This window comes from Streptomyces sp. NBC_00299 (assembly GCF_036173045.1).
Classification (GTDB): domain Bacteria; phylum Actinomycetota; class Actinomycetes; order Streptomycetales; family Streptomycetaceae; genus Streptomyces; species Streptomyces machairae.
Genome location: NZ_CP108039.1, coordinates 7,678,669 through 7,696,039, shown reverse-complemented (window position 1 = coordinate 7,696,039; position 17,371 = coordinate 7,678,669). Strand labels below are relative to the sequence as shown.

Genomic DNA, 17,371 nt, shown 5'->3' with positions numbered 1-17,371 from the left:
CTAGCTCTCGGTGACGGTGCGGCACCCTCCGGAGGCGCGCTGTGCACGGGCCGACGCATACAGACATACGGCCGCGGCGGTCGCGAGGTTCAGGCTCTCGGCCTTCCCGTGGATCGGGACACGCACGACGGCGTCGGCCAGCGCCCGCGTCTCCTCCGGAAGCCCCCAGGCCTCGTTCCCGAACACCCAGGCCGTCGGGCCGCCCATGCTGCCCTTGTCGAGTTCGTCGTCGAGATCGTCCGTGCCTGCCCCGTCGGCGGCGAGAATCCGCACCCCGGCGTCCTTGAGCCCGGCCACGGCCCGCTCGACGGGCACGCCGACGGCGACGGGAAGGTGGAACAGCGATCCGACGGAGGCTCGTACGGCCTTGGGGTTGTAGAGATCGACGGACGCATCGGTGAGGACGACCGCCTCGGCGCCCGCGGCGTCGGCGCATCGCAGCACGGTCCCGGCGTTCCCGGGGTCCCGTACGTTCGCGAGCACGGCGACGAGCTTGGGCCGGGCGGCGAGGATCTCCTCGAAGGGGGTGTCGATGAACCGGCAGACGCCGACGAGCCCCTGAGGCGTCACGGTGGTCGAGACGTTGGCGATGACCTGCTCGGCGGCGAGGTGGACACGGGCGCCCGCGTCCCGGGCCTCCCCCACGATGTCGGCGTACCGCTCGGCGGCCTCCAGCGTGGCGAACAGCTCGACCAGCGTGCCGTCGTGCGCGGCCGCCTCCCGCACGGCCTGCGGCCCCTCCGCGAGGAACAGCCGCTCCTTGCCCCGGAAGTTCCGCTTGGCCAGCCGCCGGGCGGCGGAGACCCGGGGGGAACGGGGGGAGATCAGCTCGGGGGTGGCGGGGGGCATGGGTTCACCTTGGAGTTCTGAGGGTCGCGGACACAGCGGGACCCGCAGGCCTTCTCAGCCTGCGGGTCCCTCAGTCACGTCGGCTGCTGGGCCGAGCGTCGGCGTCAGGCCGCCTTGGGGGCGTTGACGTCAGCCGGCAGCGCCTTCTGGGCAACCTCGACGAGCGCGGCGAACGCGTTCGCGTCGTTGACGGCCAGCTCGGCGAGGATCTTGCGGTCGACCTCGACGTTCGCGGCCTTCAGACCCTGGATGAAGCGGTTGTACGTGATGCCGTTGGCGCGGGCAGCGGCGTTGATGCGCTGGATCCACAGCTGGCGGAAGTCACCCTTGCGCTTCTTGCGGTCGTTGTAGTTGTAGACCAGCGAGTGGGTGACCTGCTCCTTGGCCTTGCGGTACAGGCGCGAACGCTGACCGCGGTAGCCGGAGGCCTGCTCGAGGATCGCCCGGCGCTTCTTGTGGGCGTTCACTGCCCGCTTGACGCGTGCCACTTTTTAACTCCTTGTAGCGGGGCCGCGGTTGGACTCACACGACCCGGTATCGATTGGGTCCCGGTCAGAGATCAGGCACGAAGTGGTTCCGCGCCCCGATGTCACTTGCCGAGAAGCTTCTTGATCTTCGCGGCGTCGCCCGGGGCCATCTCGGCGTTGCCGGTCAGGCGGCGCGTCACGCGGGACGACTTGTGCTCGAGCAGGTGGCGCTTGCCGGCGCGCTCACGGAGCACCTTGCCGGAGCCGGTGATCTTGAAGCGCTTGCTGGCACCGCTGTGCGACTTGTTCTTCGGCATAGCGCCGTTCTCTCCTCGTCGGTGGCGTTCCGGTGCCCGGTCGTGAAACCGGGCACGGTGGAACGTCGCTGTTGTATCGGTTACGTCCTGGGGACTCGCGTCCCCCGGGATCACGCCTCGGCGGAAGCCTCGGCAGGTGCCTCGGTATCCACGGCGTCCACGGCGTCCTCGGACTCCGCGGCGTCCTCGGACTCCGCAACGTTCTGCGACTTGCCGGGGTTGGCCTTCGCGTCTGCCTTGCGGGCTTCCTGCGCCTGGCGGGCCTCGGCCATCGCCTCGGTCTTCTTCTTGTGCGGACCGAGAACCATGATCATGTTGCGGCCGTCCTGCTTCGGGTTCGACTCCACGAACCCGAGGTCCTCGACGTCCGTCGCGAGCCGCTGCAGCAGTCGGTAGCCCAGCTCGGGCCGGGACTGCTCGCGACCACGGAACATGATCGTGATCTTGACCTTGTCGCCCTGCTTGAGGAACCGGACGACGTGACCCTTCTTGGTGTCATAGTCGTGCGGGTCGATCTTCGGCCGGAGCTTCATCTCCTTGATGACCGTGTGCGCCTGGTTCTTGCGCGCCTCACGGGCCTTCATGGCCGACTCGTACTTGAACTTCCCGTAGTCCATGAGCTTGCACACGGGCGGACGGGCGTTCGCCGCGACCTCGACCAGGTCCAGGTCGTACTCCTGCGCAAGCTCCAGTGCCTTGGCCAGCGGGACAATGCCCACCTGCTCGCCACTGGGACCGACAAGTCGCACCTCGGGAACGCGAATCCGGTCGTTGATGCGGGGCTCGGCGCTGATGGATCCTCCTCGGTTAGCACCACACGGCGGTCTGGCGGACAGCCGCGTATGTCTCTTCTAGACAGACCTAACCGCACCGAAGCACAAAAAAATGCCCCGGACGATCACAGGCGGGGCTCCTAAGCACTACCGGAGCACCGCCGCGATGACCGCGGGGCGCACTTTCGGGCGACTCCATCGTCCGTACGGAACGATGGTGGCCGCCTGACCGGGGTGACCCGCCGTCCCTGGGGACGATCAGGTGGGAGATCGGAGCCTCCACTTGTGGGCCGGACACCCGCACTGCTCATGGGTGGTCCAGCCGGTCGTCACACAAGGTTAGCAGCTCCGGAAGGGAAGGGCTAACCGAGGCCAACTGGGGGCCGGGCCGCCACGGCACCTATCGTGTCAGGCATGAGTGAGACCTCCCCCTCCGGCTCCGCCGAGCAGCCCGACTTCAACGAGATGACCCGCGACATCGCCGAGGTCCCGGCTGTCGAGGTGATCGTGACGGTCGCCGTCAACCTGATGAGCGCCGCCGCCGTGAAGCTCGGTCTGACCGAGGAGGGCGACAAGTTCAAGGACCTGGACGAGGCGCGCAAGCTCGTGCACGCCCTCGCCGGTCTGCTGGACGCGAGCGCGACCGAGATCAGTTCCTTCCACGCGGCGCCCCTGCGCGACGGTCTGAAGTCGCTGCAGCTGGCCTTCCGCGAGGCGTCGATCGTCCCGGACGAGCCGGGCCAGGGCCCGGGCGAGAAGTACACCGGCCCGATCTACGGCTAGCCCGGCGGCGGGTCCGTCCGCCGGATCCGTCCGCTCATCCGCGTACGAACAGGGGCTCGCCCGGTGGCGTCGCCTCGGCCGGCAGCAGTGCCAGGTCGAGGCCGTGCACCAGGCGGGCCCTCAGTGTCGCGTCGGCGGCGAGGCGCTCCGCCACCGCCCGCGCGGCCCGGGCCGGGGGCTCGGACGGGTCCAGTACGAGGGCGAGGGTGCCGTCGGCCTGCCCGGGGCCGAGGTGGGCGCGCAGGACGGCGGGCTCGGCGGCGACGGCGGCGCGTACTGCCGCCAGCACGGCCGGGTCGGTGAGCGGGTCGGTCGTCGTACGGCCCTCGGCGAGCGCGAGCAGTGAGCGCCCCGACAGCTCGAACGGCACCGGGCCGGCCATGTCCAGCACGATCGTGTCCGCCTTCTCGTGCGCCGCGGCCTGCAGGGCCTGGTGCAGGGGTACGGCGACGGGGCGGGCCGCCGGGTCCCAGCGGGCGAGCGACTCGGTGGACGTGAAGGCGGGCAGGGCGGTGCGCTCGCCGGCCTTCAGGGTCGGTACCGCCATGTCGCTGGTCTTCTCACGGCGCAGCCCGTTCTCGTCCTCCTCGACCTCGCCGAGGACGGCCACGACCGGGACGAGCAGCCGGGCAGCCTTGAGCGCCTCCAGGACCGGGCCCTCGGCGGTGCGGTCCTCGGCCCAGGCGGCGAGCGCGGCGCTCAGCCGGGGGTCGGCGGAGCCGTCGTCGTCGGAGAAGGGAGAGTCGGGAATGTTCTTGTTCGCCACGGTCACCGACCCTATCGGGGGGATGCTGCTGCGCTTGTGCGGCCCCGGAAACCTCGCTGTGACGCCCTCACCGGATTCTCAGTTCTCCCTGACACAGATCTAACGTCCGTCTAACGGCCCGCACAGTCGCCGCCCCGACGATCGCGGGATGGAGTCCCCCAGAGCTCGCGCCCGCCGGCGACGCCGGTCACTGCTGTTCACCGCGCTCGCCCTCCTCACCGTCGTCGGCGGCGCGGCCGCGGGGACCGTGTATGTGAAGGCTCAGGCGCACTCGGGCAAGAGCCCCGTATCGTCGGCGTCGGTGTCGGTTCAAGCAGGTGAGGAGGCTTCCGTGGAACCCGTGGCGCAGCCGGCGGTGGACCACGACGCAGCCCTTGCCGAGGCCATGGAGTCGGTGAGCGTCGAGGACGGCGCCGAGGTGTCCGTGGCGGTGCTGGATCCGGCGTCCGGTGAGAGCGCCACGTACGGCAGCGGCAGCTTCGACACGGCGAGCGTCGTCAAGGTCGACATTCTGGCGGTACTGCTGCTCCAGGCACAGGACGCGGGGCGACAGCTGACGGCGGCGGAGAAGTCGTACGCGACCGCGATGATCGAGAACAGCGACAACGCCTCCGCATCTCAGCTGTGGCGGGCCATCGGGGAGGCGGCGGGGCTGGACGCCGCGAACAAGCGGCTGGGGCTCACCGCGACCGAGGGCGGTGACGGGATGCTGTGGGGGCTGACGCAGACCACCGCCGACGATCAACTGCGGCTGTTGCAGCAGGTGTTCGGGGAGGACTCGGAGCTGAGCGAGGCCTCGCGGACGTATCTGCGGGGGTTGATGGGGGAGATCGCCGTCGACCAGCAGTGGGGCGTGTCGGCCGTGGCCGACGGCTCCGCTTGGGCGTTGAAGAACGGCTGGCTGCCGCGTACCGCCACCGGGCTGTGGGACATCAACAGCATCGGGCGGGTGACCGTGGACGGCCGCGCGTATCTGGTGGCGGTGCTGTCCGGCGGCAACTCGACGAAGGCGAAGGGGATTTCGCTGGTCGAGGCGGCGGCCGGGGCGGCGGTGTCGGTGTTCACCGGGCCCGACCGCTAGAACTCGCGGCGTCCGCGTCGGCCCCGCCACACCACGACCGCCGAGACCAGCAGCAGGCCGCCGGCGCCGCCCGCGAGGGGGGCCGTCCAACTCGACGCGTCGTCCCCCGACTCGGCGGCGTCGGGACCCGAGCCGAAGTACTCCTCGCCGTAGGCCGCCGGCTGAAGCTTCTCCCGCTCCATGCGGGAGGCCTCCTTGATGGCGGCGGCCGGGTCGATGAAGCCGTAGCCGCGGGAGTCGTCGCGGCCGTCGGCGGGGGCGTTGCGGGCCGTGTCCTCCAGGAGCTTCTTGATCTGGGCCGGGGTCAGGCCCGGGTGGGCGGACTTGACCAGGGCCACCGCTCCGGAGACGAAGGCGGCCGCGGCGCTCGTCCCCCAGCCCTCGTAGTACTTGTGGTCCGGGTCGGCGATGACGACGTTGACGCCGGGGGCGCTGACGGTGGCGTACCAGCGGCGGGTGGAGAAGGAGGCGCGGGTGCCGAACTTGTCGACTGCGGTGGCGGCGATGACGCCCGGGTAGGCGGCCGGGTAGGAGATGTGGTCGCCCTTCTCGCCGCCGTTGCCGGCCGAGGCGACGACGACGGAGCCCTTCTTCAGGGCGTACTGGACGGCCTCGTCCTCACCGGCCTCGGGGTGGGCGGACTTGGAGTCGTCGCCGAGGGAGAGGTTGATGACGTCCGCACCGTGGTCGGCAGCCCAGCGGATGCCCTCGGCGAGGGCGTTGCCGCGGCTGCTGCGGGCCTTGGCGCGGGCGGGGTCGCCGTCCTCCAGAATGACGCGGACGGGGAGGATCTTGGCCTCGGGTGCGATGCCCATGACGCCGTCGCCGTTGCCCGCGCCGTGTCCGTGCCCGGCGATGATGCCGGCCATCGCGGTGCCGTGCCGGGCCCAGGCGCGGTCGCCGCGCTGGGCGCCGAAGCCGACCATGTCCTTGCCTTCGAGGACGTTGCCGGCCAGGTCGGGGTGGTCGTCCTCCACGCCGGTGTCGAGGACGGCGACGGTGATGCCCTTGCCCTTGGTGGTCTGCCAGGCCTCCTCGGTGTGCATGGCGTCCAGGGCCCACTGCTGGGCCCGTATGGAGTCGGCGTGCGCGGCGGTGGGCGGCAGGACGGCGAGGCAGGCGCCGAGGAGGACGGCGAGCGAGCCGGTCCGGCGGGTCATGAAGGTCTTCACAGTCCTGGTCACGGCGCCGGCCGCCGCACTGTTCATGCCGGTGTTCGTGCGGGTGCTCATGACGGCTGCTCCGTGGACGTACCGACGTTCTTGCGCAGGGAGCGCTCGACGCGGTCGGCGAGACCCTGTGCCTCGTGGCCGAGGCCGGCCTGGGCGACGGCCGTGGTGTCGCCGGACTCCATCGCCTGCTTGGCGGGCTCGGGCTCGTCGACGGTGCGGTCGTCGGCCCAGCCGGAGACGGCGTAGACGACGACCGGGGCGTCGGTGAGGACGGAGACGGTCCAGGAGGCACGCTGTTCGTCGCCGAATCCGGCGGCCGGGGTGCCCTTCGCGGCGTAGGGGCGGGGCATCAGGTCCGTACGGCGGTCCAGGCCCTCTTTGGTGAAGCGGGTGTCGAGCGAGCGCATGGCGGTGGCGTCGGCCGTGGTGAAGAGCAGGCCGACGGTGGTGACGTAGCTCTGGGTGGCGTCGATGTAGGTGGCGCGCAGCAGGCGCTCGCAGCCGACGGTGGACAGAGCCTTGCGCAGGAGCGGGTCGAAGGCGTTCGCGCAGCCCGTGTCGGGGGCGACGGCGATCCGCGTCCAGGTCCGGTCGGCGCCACCGGGGCCGGCGCCCCGGCCGATCACGGTGGGCGGGAACAGCTGGTCGACGGGAACGCTGTGCCACAGGTTTCCGGCCGTGGCGAAGGTGTCCTGCGTGCCGCCGTCGCCGGGCTCGCCGATCAGCCAACTCCCGGTCACGGACCCGCCGATGAGCCCCAGCCCGAGCACGACACAGGCGGCTGCCACGGCGACCCGCGGCCTGATCCGCAGCCCGAGGGGCCGCGGTCGCGCCTGCTCGTCGTACCCCTCGGGCTGCCCGAACGAGACGACCGGCCGACCGGCCCCCGGGCTCCCGCCCGGCGCCATCGGGGCGCTCCAGGAGAGCGACGGGTCCGGGGAGAACGCGGCGGAGCCGTGACCGTTCGTGGTGTGGCCGTTCGAGGAGTGGCCGGCGTGCGTGTAGGGCTGGGTGTCGGGCGAGGAGCCGGCGGGGGCCGACGCCGCGTATCCGCGTGCCTCCGACCCGTTCCCTGCCGAAGGCCCGGGTGCAGGACGCTGCGGGGGCAGCGGGACGGAAGCGGGGCTGCGAGGGGGCTCGCCGGGGGCGGAGCCGGGGCGGGTGGCGGGCTTGGGGGGCACGCCGGCCGAGCTCTGCGCGGGGCCGGGAGCCGCGTGCGGGGGCATGGCGCCGGGGCCCTGCGTGGCGGCGGTGGCGGCGTGCGGGGGCATGGGGCCGGAGCCCTGCGCCGGTCCGGTGGACGGCCTCTGGGGCACGCCGGCGGAACCCGGCGCCGGTCCGGAGCTCGCCTGCGCCCTGCCGGAGCCCGCCTGCGGACGCTCGGTCGGCTGGGGGCGTCCGGCGTACGGGCGGTTGCCCTGCTCCGGTGACGGGGGCGGGGTCGTTCGGATCGGGCGGAGTCGGAACGTGGTCTCCGCTGCCGTTTCCGCGGGAGCGGCCGGGCGCCGGGGCGGGGCGGGACGCTCGGGCGGGCGGGGCGGCGTATCGCCGGGTGCGCTGTCGCGGTGCAACGATCCGCCACTGTCCTGACGTCCGGCCGACGGCGGGGTGTCCGGGAAGCGTGCCGAGGCCCGGGGCGGCGGCGGGGCCGTCGCAGCGGTGTCCGCGGCGCTCGGGTTCTGGCGGGGCTGCGCACCGGAGACCGCGGCCGGGCCGCCGTCCTGCTGCTCACCCTGGGTGTCGGCGGACGTCGGAGGCTCCGCGGGTCTCGGCGGGGTCGACGGGCGGGGCGGGGTGACGGGCGGTGGCGGCGTCGAGGGGCGTGGAGGGACGGGGGCGCGCCGCGCTTCCGTGCTCATGCACCCCCCCGTTTCCTCGTGTCCGGGCCCGTCCTCATACGCGGGGCCGTCGTGCCGTTCTCCCTGGGCCCGGCCCGGCGCGGACTCGTCCGACCAGGCACGCATACCCGCACAGATGGAGCGTCATCCCGGCGCGCCGAGCGGCCGGGGATGTTCCCCACATGCGTGCGCGTCACTCTACGGGTTGATCCTGGGCGAACGGGAACCAGTCCGGGACCCCGTGTGCATCTGCCCGGAACATCCCCCTACCCTGCGGTAATCCTGCATGGCAGGCTTCGTTCATGACTGCGCGCGCCGCCGACCGGGCCCGTTACGACCGGGCCACCGCCCATCTCGACGCCCCACTCGCGATCGTGGACCTGGACGCCTTCGACGCCAACGCCGACGACCTGGTCCGCCGGGCCGGCGGCAAGCCCATCCGGGTCGCCAGCAAGTCCGTACGCTGCCGTGCCCTGCTCGAACGCGTCCTCGCGAGGGACGGCTTCGCGGGCCTCATGTCCTTCACCCTCGCCGAGTCCCTGTGGCTGGCCCGCTCCGGGTTCGACGACGTCCTGCTCGCCTATCCGTCCGCCGACCGCGCCGGGTTCGCCGAGCTGACCGGTGATCCCAAGCTCGCCTCCGCCGTCACCGTGATGATCGACGACCCGGCTCAGCTGCGGCTCATAGACGAGGCCCGGGCCGGCGGGCGGGAAGTGGTGCGGGTCTGCCTGGAGTTGGACACCTCGCTGAAGCTGTTCGGCGGCCGGGTGCGCGTCGGCGCCCGGCGTTCGCCGCTGCACTCCCCCGCCCAGGTCGCCGACATGGCCCGTGCGGTCGCCCGGCGGCCGGGGTTCGAGGTGGTCGGGATCATGGCGTACGAGGGGCACATCGCCGGGGTCGGGGACTCCTTGGCGGGGCGGCCGCTGCGGTCGCGTGCCGTACGGCTGATGCAGGCGGCCGCCCGCCGGGAACTCGCCGAGCGGCGGGCCGAGGTGGTGCGGGCCGTCCGTGCCGTGGCGCCCGGGCTGGAGTTCGTCAACGGCGGCGGGACCGGCAGTGTGCAGTTCACCGCTGCCGAGGACTGTGTCACGGAGATCGGGGCCGGGTCGGGACTGTACGTGCCGCGGCTGTTCGACAACTACACGTCCTTCAGCGGGCGTCCGGCCGCGCTGTTCGCCCAGCCCGTCGTGCGCCGGCCGGGGGTCGGGGTGGTGACCGTCCTCGGCGGCGGCTACCCGGCCTCGGGTGCGGCCGGACCCGACCGGCTCCCGGTGCCGTATCTGCCGGAGGGCCTGCGGTACGACCCTCAGGAGGGGCCCGGCGAGGTGCAGACGCCGCTGCTCGGCTCCCCCGCCGACGATCTCCTGCTCGGCGACAAGGTGTGGTTCCGGCATGCCAAGGCCGGTGAGCTGTGCGAGCGGTTCGACACGCTGCATCTCGTCGAGGGCGACGCGGTCACGGCGACCGTGCCGACGTACCGGGGTGAGGGCCACACCTTCCTGTGAGCCGGGACGGCTCCGGCGGCGGTGCGGGCGACGGCTCGGGGCCGCCGCCCGCGGGCATCGCCGGCGCTGTCCGTGGGGCGGCTACAGCGGTGTGACGTACGCCCCGGAGATTCCGCCGTCGACCAGGAAGTCGGTGGCGTTCACGAACGAGGAGTCGTCGCTGGCCAGGAAGGCCACGGCGGCGGCGATCTCCTCGGCGTCGGCGAAACGGCCCACCGGGATGTGGACGAGCCGGCGCGCGGCGCGCTCGGGGTCCTTGGCGAACAGTTCCTGGAGCAGCGGGGTGTTGACCGGTCCCGGGCACAGGGCGTTGACCCGGATGCCGTCGCGGGCGAACTGCACGCCCAGCTCGCGGGACATGGCGAGGACGCCGCCCTTGGAGGCCGTGTACGAGATCTGGGAGGTGGCGGCGCCCATCCTCGCCACGAAGGACGCCGTGTTGATGATGGAGCCCCTGCCCTGCTGCCGCATGTAGGGGATCGCGGCCTTGCAGCACAGGTAGACCGAGGTGAGGTTGACCTCCTGGACACGCTTCCAGGCGTCCAGGCCGGTCTCCAGGATGGAGTCGTCGTCGGGCGGCGAGATGCCTGCGTTGTTGAAGGCGATGTCGACGCTGCCGTAGGTGTCGTACGCCGTCCTGAACAGCGCCTCGACCTGCTCGGGATCGGTGACGTCGACCTTGACGAAGGTTCCGCCGACCTCCTCCGCGGCCGCTTTGCCGCGCTGCTCGTCGACGTCGCCGCAGACGACGTGGGCACCCTCCGAGGCGAGCCGGCGGGCGGTGGCGAGGCCGATGCCGCTGCCGGCTCCGGTGATGACGGCGGTACGGCCGACCAGGCGTCGGCAGACAATCTGTTCGGTCACTGTGCGGGGCCCTCCGTGCTGATGAAGACGTTCTTGGTCTCGGTGAAGGCGGTCAGGGCGTCCGGGCCCAGTTCGCGGCCGATGCCGGACTGTTTGAAGCCGCCGAAGGGGGTCCAGTAGCGGACGCTGGAGTGGGAGTTGACGGACAGGTTGCCGGCCCGGACCGCCTGGGAGACGCGCAGGGCACGGCCGACGTCGCGGGTCCAGATGGAGCCGGAGAGGCCGTAGTCGGTGGCGTTGGCGAGGCGGACGGCGTCGGCCTCGTCCTCGAAGGGGATCACGACGGCCACGGGACCGAAGACCTCCTCGACGGCCACGCGCGCGTGCGGGTCGACGCCGGTGAGGACGGTGGGCGGGAACCAGAAGCCGGGGCCCTCGGGGGCCTTGCCGCGGATGCCGTCGAGGTCGTCGGTGACGTACGAACGGACCCGGTCCCGCTGGACCTTGGAGATCAGCGGGCCCATGTCGGTCTTCTCGTCGGCCGGGTCGCCGACCGTCACCGCCTCGATCGCGGGGCCCAGCAGCTCCAGGAAGCGGTCATGGGCGGAGCGCTGGACGAGGATGCGGGTGCGGGCACAGCAGTCCTGGCCGGAGTTGTCGAGGAAGGACATGGGGGCGGCGGCCGCGGCGGCTTCGAGGTCGGCGTCGGCGAAGACGATGTTGGGGCTCTTGCCGCCGAGTTCGAGGGTGACACGCTTGAGCAGGGCCGAACCCTTTGCCAGCACCTGCTTGCCCACGGCCGTCGACCCGGTGAAGACGATCTTCGCGACGCCCGGGTGCTCGACGAGGGCGTTGCCCGCGACGGGCCCGTGGCCGGGCAGCACCTGGAAGAGGCCCTCGGGAAGGCCTGCCTCCAGGGCGAGTTCGGCCAGGCGCAGGGCGGTCAGGGGGGTCGTCTCGGCGGGCTTGAGGACGACCGCGTTGCCGGCCGCGAGCGCCGGGGCGGTGCCCCAGGCCGCGATCGGCATCGGGAAGTTCCAGGGCGCGATGACGCCGACGACGCCGAGCGGTTCGAGGATCGTCACGTTCAGGCCGCCGGGAACCGGGATCTGCTGTCCGGTCAGCCGCTCCACTCCCCCGGCCGCGTAGTCGAGCAGATCGCGGACGTTGCCCGCCTCCCAGCGGGCGTTGCCGACGGTGTGCCCGGCTTCCCGGACTTCCAACTGGGCCAGTTCTTCGAGGTGTTCGTCGACGGCGACGGCGAACCTGCGCAGCAGTCGGGCACGCTCGCCGGGGGCGAGCGCGGACCACACGGCCTGCGCCTTCGTGGCACGTACGACCGCCGCGTCCACGTCGGCCGCGGTGGCGGCCTGGACCGTGGCGACGACCTCTTCGGTGGCCGGATTCAGTACCTGGAGCTGGTCGGACAAGTGGTGCCTCACATGCGTTCGAAGGAGCGGCGCAGCTCCCAGTCGGTGACCGCCGCGTCGAAGGCGTCCAGCTCGACGCGCGCCATGTTGCGGTAGTGGGCGACGACCTCGTCGCCGAAGGCGGCCTTGGCGATCGGGCTGTTCTCCCAGAGCTGGGCGGCCTCGCGCAGTGTCGTGGGGACGTGCTCGAAGCCGGCGGTGTAGGCGTTGCCGGGGCACGGCTCGGGCAGCTCCAGCTTCTGCTCGATGCCGTACAGGCCGGCCGCGACCAGGCCGGCCACGGCGAGGTGCGGGTTGACGTCCCCGCCGGGCAGCCGGTTCTCGAACCGCATCGAGCGGCCGTGGCCGACGACGCGCAGGGCGCAGGTGCGGTTGTCGTAGCCCCAGGCGACCGCGGTCGGGGCGAAGGAGCCGGGCTGGAACCGCTTGTAGGAGTTGATGTGGGGCGCGTACAGCAGGGAGAAGTCCCGCAGCGCGGCCAGCTGGCCGGCGAGGAAGTGGCGCATGACGTCCGACATGTCGCCTTCGCCGTCGCCCGGCATGGCGTTGTCGCCGGCCGTGTCCGCGAGGGAGAGGTGGATGTGGCAGGAGTTGCCCTCGCGCTCGTTGTACTTGGCCATGAAGGTGATCGAGACGCCCTCCTGGGCGGCGATCTCCTTGGTGCCGGTCTTGTAGATCGCGTGCTGGTCGCAGGTGACCAGGGCGTCGTCGTACTTGAAGGCGATCTCGTGCTGGCCGGGGTTGCACTCACCCTTGGCGGACTCGACGACGAGGCCGGCGCCCGCCATCTCGTTGCGGATGCGACGCAGCAGGGGCTCGATCCGGCCGGTCCCCAGCACCGAGTAGTCGATGTTGTACTGGTTCGCCGGCGTGAGCCCTCTGTAGTTCGCGTCCCAGGCCTGCTCGTAGGTGTCCTTGAAGACGATGAACTCCAGCTCGGTGCCGACCTTGGCGGTGTACCCGTGCTCAGCGAGGCGCTCCAGCTGGCGGCGCAGTATCTGGCGGGGCGCGGCGACCACGGGCGAGCCGTCGCTCCAGGCGAGGTCGGCGACGAGCATGGCGGTGCCGGCGTTCCAGGGGACGCGGCGGAGTGTGGCCAGGTCGGGGTGCATGGCGAAGTCGCCGTAACCGCGGTCCCAGGACGACATCTCGTAGCCGTCGACGGTGTTCATCTCGGTGTCGACGGCGAGGAGGTAGTTGCAGCCCTCGGTGCCGTGGTGGAGGACTTCGTCGAGGAAGAAGCGGGCGGCGAACCGCTTGCCCTGGAGCCGCCCTTGCATATCGGGGAAGGCCAGGACGACAGTGTCGATCTCACCGCTCGCGACGAGGGCGTGCAGCTCCTCGACGCTCAGCGGGGGTGTGCGGTCTGCCACGGGAGAGCCTCCATTCGGCTACTTCGGTCAGCCGGGAGCCATAAGGTATTGCTGATGACCATTGCTTGGGAAGGGGGTACGGCCACATGTCGCAGACGGACACGGAGCACGGGGCGCCCGGGGCCGACGACCGGCTGACGTCGGTCCTGCGGCCGGTGCGGGCCGGCAACGGCTTCGAGGAGGCCCTGGAGCAGATCCTCCAGGTGGTCCGGCTCGGCCTGGTGCCGGGCGGCGAACGGCTGCCCGCGGAGCGCGAGTTGGCGGACCGGCTGGGGATCAGCCGGGTGACGCTGCGCGAGGTGCTGAAGGTGCTCCAGGACCAGGGGCTGGTCGAGTCGCGGCGCGGGCGCTACGGCGGAACGTTCGTGCTGCCACGGCCCGTGACCCCGGGCGAGGAGGAGCTGCGCCGCCGCCTCAAGGACGTCGACGTCGAGGACGCGCTGCGCTTTCGCGAGGTCCTCGAGGTGGGTGCGGCCGGGCTGTGCGCGGCGCACGGCCTCGACGAGGAGCAGGCCGACCGGCTCCGCGCGGCCCTGACCCGCACGCACGACGCCCCGCTCTCCGAGTACCGCCGCCTGGACACGCTGCTGCACCTGACGCTCGCCGAGCTGTCCGGCTCGCCCACGCTCACCGCCCAGTACGCGGCCGTACGTGCGACGGTCAACGACCTGCTCGACTGCATCCCGCTGCTCGTGCGCAACCTGGAGCACTCGCAGCGCCAGCACACCGCTCTGGTGGAGGCCGTGATCGAGGGGAACGCCGAGTGCGCACGGGAGATCATGCGGGAGCACTGCGGGGGGACGGCGGCGCTGCTGCGCGGCTTCCTGGGCTGAGCGCGGCCACGTCCCCCGCGCGTGGATTTACAGGCGATTAACGCAAGGGTCTTGCCTTTGAGCGGTCGACACCGCAAAGGTATGCATCCATTCCATTGAGCCGGAGCCCGGTCGACCCCACCGTGCCCGGAAGAGCCCGGTGTCCATCGCACGTGGGGAGTTGGCCATGTCCCTCGAATCCACAAGCACACCCGCCGCCGCTGAGGCGGACGACTATCTCAAGCGCAGAGCACTGCGCCGCGGCAGCGCCGGCTGGGTGCTGCTGACCGGTCTCGGCGTCGCGTACGTCGTCTCCGGCGACTACTCCGGCTGGAACTTCGGCCTGGCGGAAGGCGGCTTCGGCGGCCTGGCGATCGCCATGGTGCTCATGGGCGCGATGTACGCGTGCATGGTCTTCGCCCTGGCCGAGCTGTCCTCGATCCTGCCGACGGCGGGCGGCGGCTACGGCTTCGCCCGCCGCGCTCTGGGCCCCTGGGGCGGCTTCCTGACCGGTACGGCGATCCTCATCGAGTACGTCCTCGCGCCCGCCGCCATCGTCATCTTCATCGGCGACTACGTCGAGTCGCTGGGCCTGTTCGGCCTGGAGTCCGGCTGGCCGATGTACCTGGTCTGCTTCGCGATCTTCCTCGGCATCCATCTCTGGGGCGTCGGCGAGGCGCTGCGCTTCAGCTTTGTCGTCACCGGCATCGCGGTGGTCGCCCTGATCGTGTTCGCGCTGGCGGCACTGCCCGACTTCTCCTTCGGCTCGCTGGACGACATCCCGGTCGACACGTCGGCCGCGGGGTCCAGCTCCTGGCTGCCCTTCGGGCTGCTCGGGATCTGGGCGGCGTTCCCCTTCGGGATGTGGTTCTTCCTGGGCGTCGAGGGGGTACCGCTGGCAGCCGAGGAGACCAAGGAGCCGGCCCGTACGCTGCCGAAGGCGATCCGCTGGTCGATGGCCATTCTGGTGGTGCTGGCCGTGGTGACCTTCGTCGCGGCGGCCGGTGCACGCGGCTCGGCGGCGATCCAGGAGGCGGGCAACCCGCTGGTCGAGGCGCTCCAGCCGGACGGCGAGGCGACGACGCTGAGCAGGGTCGTGAACTACGCGGGCCTCGCAGGCCTGGTGGCGTCGTTCTTCTCCCTCATCTACGCGGGCTCGCGCCAGCTGTTCGCCCTGTCCCGAGCGGGCTACCTCCCCCGCTTCCTCTCCCTGACCAGCAGCCGCAAGGCGCCGTACCTGGGCCTTCTGGTCCCCGGCACGATCGGCTTCCTGCTGGCTGCGATCTCGGGCGACGGCGCGCGGATGCTGAACATCGCGGTGTTCGGCGCGACCATCTCCTACGCGCTGATGTCCCTGTCCCACATCGTGCTGCGCCGCCGGGAGCCGGAGCTGGCACGGCCGTACCGCACGCCCGGCGGGGTGCTGACCTCGTCGGTCGCCCTGGTCCTGGCGTGCGCGGCACTGGTGGCGACGTTCCTGGTGGACGTGACGGCGGCCCTGATCGCGCTGGCGGTGTACGTGGTGGCCGTCGGGTACTTCGGCCTCTACAGCCGTAAGCGGCTGGTGGCGAAGGCGCCGGAGGAGGAGTTCGCGGCGCTGGCGGCTGCCGAGGCAGAGTTGGCACGGGACTGAACGCTTCGCCGTGAAATCGCTGTGAAGGAGTACGAGCATCGTGGGCAGGCCGTTGATCGGGGTCAGCACCTATCTGGAGTCGGGTGCGCGCTGGGGTGTGTGGGAGCTGGAGGCGGCCCTGCTGCCGGTCGGCTATCCACGGCTGGTGCAACGGGCGGGCGGCCTCGCCGCGATGCTGCCGCCGGACGACCCGGCGCACGCCGCGGCAGCGGTGGCCCGCCTTGACGGGCTGGTCATCGCGGGCGGGCCGGACGTCGAGCCGGTGCGGTACGGCGCCGAACCGCACCCCCGCACCGGGCCGCCGGCGCGGGAGCGGGACGCCTGGGAGCTGGCCCTGATCGACGCTGCGCTCGCGGCGGGGGTTCCGCTGCTGGGGATCTGCCGGGGGATGCAGCTCCTGAACGTCGCCCTCGGGGGCACGCTCGTGCAGCACCTCGACGGGCATGCGGACGTCGTAGGGGTCTTCGGCAGCCATACCGTCAAGCCGGTGCCGGGGACTCTGTACGACGGGGTCGTGCCGGAGGAGACGTCGGTGCCCGCGTATCACCACCAGGCCGTGGACCGGCTGGGTGAGGGGCTGGTGGCGTCGGCGTACGCGGAGGACGGGACGGTGGAGGCGGTGGAACTGCCGTCGGCGGCGGGGTGGGTGCTGGGGGTGCAGTGGCATCCGGAGATGGGGGTGGATGTGCGGGTGATGGGAGGGTTGGTGGAGGCGGCTGCGGGCGCGGGTGCGTGACGCGGAGACGGTTCAATTTCCGGCGCCGGCCCAGGCAATCCAGCCGGTCCGGGGGTGTCCCCGCTGGGGGAGTTTGAGGACGAGGCCGTTCAGGCCGACTACCCCCGGGTCAGCGACAGCAACTCCCTCGCCGGTCCCACCGGCCGGTGCCCCGTCGGCCACACCGCCCGCAGGTCCCGCGCCAGGGACACGTCCGCCAGCGGCACACTCACCAGCCGCCGCATCGAAAGCTCCTCACCCACCGCGAGCTCGCTCAGCACCGCGGGCCCCGCCCCACTCACCGCCGCGGCCTTGACCGCAGTGGTCGAGGACAGCTCGATCAGCGGCCGGGCCAACCCGCCCAGCGCCACGTCGAGGACCTGCCGCGTACCGGAGCCCTTCTCGCGCAGGATCAGGGGAGTCACCGCCAGCTCGGACGCCTCCAGCGGGCTCCGCCGCCGGGCCCAGGCGTGCCCCGGCGCTGTCACCACGATCAGGTTGTCATGGGCGATGACCACGGAGTCCAGCCCGGAGGGGACGGTGAGCCCCTCCACGAACCCCAGGTCCGCCTCGTCCGCCAGCAGCCGTTCCGCGACGGCCGCCGAGTTCCCGGCGAGCAGGGACACCGCGGTGTCCGGGCGCTGCGCGCGCAGGGCGAGGAGCCACCCCGGCAGCAGATACTCCGCGATCGTCATGCTGGCGGCCACCCGCAGCCGCGAGTCCCGTCGGTCCCGCAGCGCCTGCGCCCCCACGTCGAACGCCTCAGCGGCCTCCACGATGCGCCGTGCCCAGTCCGTCACCAGCGCCCCGGCGTCCGTGAGCCGCGACCCTCTCGGCGACCGGTCCACGAGCGCCACCCCCAGCTGGCGTTCCATCGACCGGATTCGACTGCTGGCCGCAGGCTGGGTGATCCCCAGCTCCCGCGCCGCCCCACCGAGACTCCCGAGCCGCGCCACCGCCAGCAGCAGCTCCAGCGCACCGAGCTCCGGAACGCGATGCGCCAGGGTTCCCGTACGAAACTGCCCCTCCGCCGCCTCTGTCATAAGCCCAGTT

At 72.0% G+C, this 17,371-nt stretch carries 16 protein-coding genes and 1 pseudogene; 6 read left to right on the top strand and 11 right to left on the bottom strand.

The features are described 5' to 3' along the window. The 4 genes and pseudogenes from OHT51_RS34345 to infC form a co-directional block, all read right to left on the bottom strand. Positions 1-849: a TrmH family RNA methyltransferase gene (locus OHT51_RS34345; RefSeq protein WP_328882794.1), complete on the bottom strand. Its 849-nt coding sequence runs from the start codon at positions 847-849 to the stop codon at positions 1-3. 104 nt (positions 850-953) lie between these two features. Continuing rightward, positions 954-1,337 carry a 50S ribosomal protein L20 gene (gene rplT / locus OHT51_RS34340; RefSeq protein ID WP_030744620.1) on the bottom strand — a complete coding sequence of 128 codons (384 nt, stop codon included), beginning with the start codon at positions 1,335-1,337 and terminating at the stop codon, positions 954-956. A gap of 101 nt (positions 1,338-1,438) precedes the next feature. Beyond that, a complete protein-coding gene (gene rpmI, locus OHT51_RS34335) occupies positions 1,439-1,633 on the bottom strand; it encodes a 50S ribosomal protein L35 (protein WP_003977225.1) in 195 nt (64 codons plus the stop codon). Between the two features lie 110 nt (positions 1,634-1,743). After that, positions 1,744-2,452 (bottom strand): annotated as a pseudogene (gene infC, locus OHT51_RS34330) (translation initiation factor IF-3). Between the two features lie 368 nt (positions 2,453-2,820). Here infC and OHT51_RS34325 point away from each other — a divergent pair. Then, a complete protein-coding gene (locus tag OHT51_RS34325) occupies positions 2,821-3,189 on the top strand; it encodes a DUF1844 domain-containing protein (RefSeq protein ID WP_328882793.1) in 369 nt (122 codons plus the stop codon). 34 nt (positions 3,190-3,223) lie between these two features. Here the strand turns inward: OHT51_RS34325 and OHT51_RS34320 are convergent, their stop codons facing one another. Continuing rightward, a complete protein-coding gene (locus OHT51_RS34320) occupies positions 3,224-3,955 on the bottom strand; it encodes an SseB family protein (protein WP_328882792.1) in 732 nt (243 codons plus the stop codon). Positions 3,956-4,103: 148 nt separating this feature from the next. On the opposite strand from OHT51_RS34320, the gene OHT51_RS34315 reads away from it, so the two are divergent. Further along, the gene (locus OHT51_RS34315) at positions 4,104-5,036 is read left to right on the top strand and encodes a serine hydrolase (RefSeq protein WP_328882791.1); all 933 of its coding nucleotides are present in this window, start codon (positions 4,104-4,106) and stop codon (positions 5,034-5,036) included. On the opposite strand, the gene mycP is transcribed toward OHT51_RS34315, so the two are convergent. Then, positions 5,033-6,196 (bottom strand): type VII secretion-associated serine protease mycosin, encoded by a 1,164-nt coding sequence (mycP, locus tag OHT51_RS34310; protein ID WP_328884538.1) that lies wholly within the window; start codon positions 6,194-6,196, stop codon positions 5,033-5,035. The genes OHT51_RS34315 and mycP overlap by 4 nt on opposite strands. Before the next feature lie 68 nt (positions 6,197-6,264). Continuing rightward, the gene (locus OHT51_RS34305) at positions 6,265-8,067 is read right to left on the bottom strand and encodes a hypothetical protein (protein WP_328882790.1); all 1,803 of its coding nucleotides are present in this window, start codon (positions 8,065-8,067) and stop codon (positions 6,265-6,267) included. Between the two features lie 281 nt (positions 8,068-8,348). Between OHT51_RS34305 and OHT51_RS34300 the strand changes: the two genes are divergently transcribed. Further along, positions 8,349-9,551 carry an amino acid deaminase/aldolase gene (locus OHT51_RS34300; protein ID WP_328882789.1) on the top strand — a complete coding sequence of 401 codons (1,203 nt, stop codon included), beginning with the start codon at positions 8,349-8,351 and terminating at the stop codon, positions 9,549-9,551. A gap of 81 nt (positions 9,552-9,632) precedes the next feature. On the opposite strand, the gene OHT51_RS34295 is transcribed toward OHT51_RS34300, so the two are convergent. From OHT51_RS34295 to OHT51_RS34285, 3 genes are read right to left on the bottom strand one after another with little or no spacing between them, the layout of a single operon-like run. Beyond that, entirely contained in the window at positions 9,633-10,415 is a 783-nt protein-coding gene (locus OHT51_RS34295; protein ID WP_328882788.1) for a 3-oxoacyl-ACP reductase, read from the bottom strand. After that, complete coding sequence (locus tag OHT51_RS34290) at positions 10,412-11,785, bottom strand: aldehyde dehydrogenase family protein (protein WP_328882787.1); 1,374 nt, start codon at positions 11,783-11,785, stop codon at positions 10,412-10,414. The genes OHT51_RS34295 and OHT51_RS34290 overlap by 4 nt, the downstream gene beginning before the upstream one ends. Positions 11,786-11,793: 8 nt before the next feature. Continuing rightward, positions 11,794-13,158 carry a glutamine synthetase family protein gene (locus tag OHT51_RS34285; protein ID WP_328882786.1) on the bottom strand — a complete coding sequence of 455 codons (1,365 nt, stop codon included), beginning with the start codon at positions 13,156-13,158 and terminating at the stop codon, positions 11,794-11,796. A gap of 86 nt (positions 13,159-13,244) precedes the next feature. On the opposite strand from OHT51_RS34285, the gene OHT51_RS34280 reads away from it, so the two are divergent. From OHT51_RS34280 to OHT51_RS34270, 3 genes are all read left to right on the top strand, one after another. Beyond that, entirely contained in the window at positions 13,245-13,991 is a 747-nt protein-coding gene (locus tag OHT51_RS34280; RefSeq protein ID WP_328882785.1) for a FadR/GntR family transcriptional regulator, read from the top strand. A 166-nt stretch (positions 13,992-14,157) separates the two neighbouring features. Beyond that, positions 14,158-15,603 (top strand): ethanolamine permease, encoded by a 1,446-nt coding sequence (gene eat, locus OHT51_RS34275; protein WP_328882784.1) that lies wholly within the window; start codon positions 14,158-14,160, stop codon positions 15,601-15,603. A gap of 37 nt (positions 15,604-15,640) precedes the next feature. Then, on the top strand, positions 15,641-16,339 hold the full coding sequence (locus OHT51_RS34270) for a gamma-glutamyl-gamma-aminobutyrate hydrolase family protein (protein WP_328884537.1): 699 nt from the start codon (positions 15,641-15,643) through the stop codon (positions 16,337-16,339). A gap of 98 nt (positions 16,340-16,437) precedes the next feature. On the opposite strand, the gene OHT51_RS34265 is transcribed toward OHT51_RS34270, so the two are convergent. Further along, complete coding sequence (locus OHT51_RS34265; RefSeq protein ID WP_328882783.1) at positions 16,438-17,361, bottom strand: LysR family transcriptional regulator; 924 nt, start codon at positions 17,359-17,361, stop codon at positions 16,438-16,440. Positions 17,362-17,371: the final 10 nt, after the last annotated feature.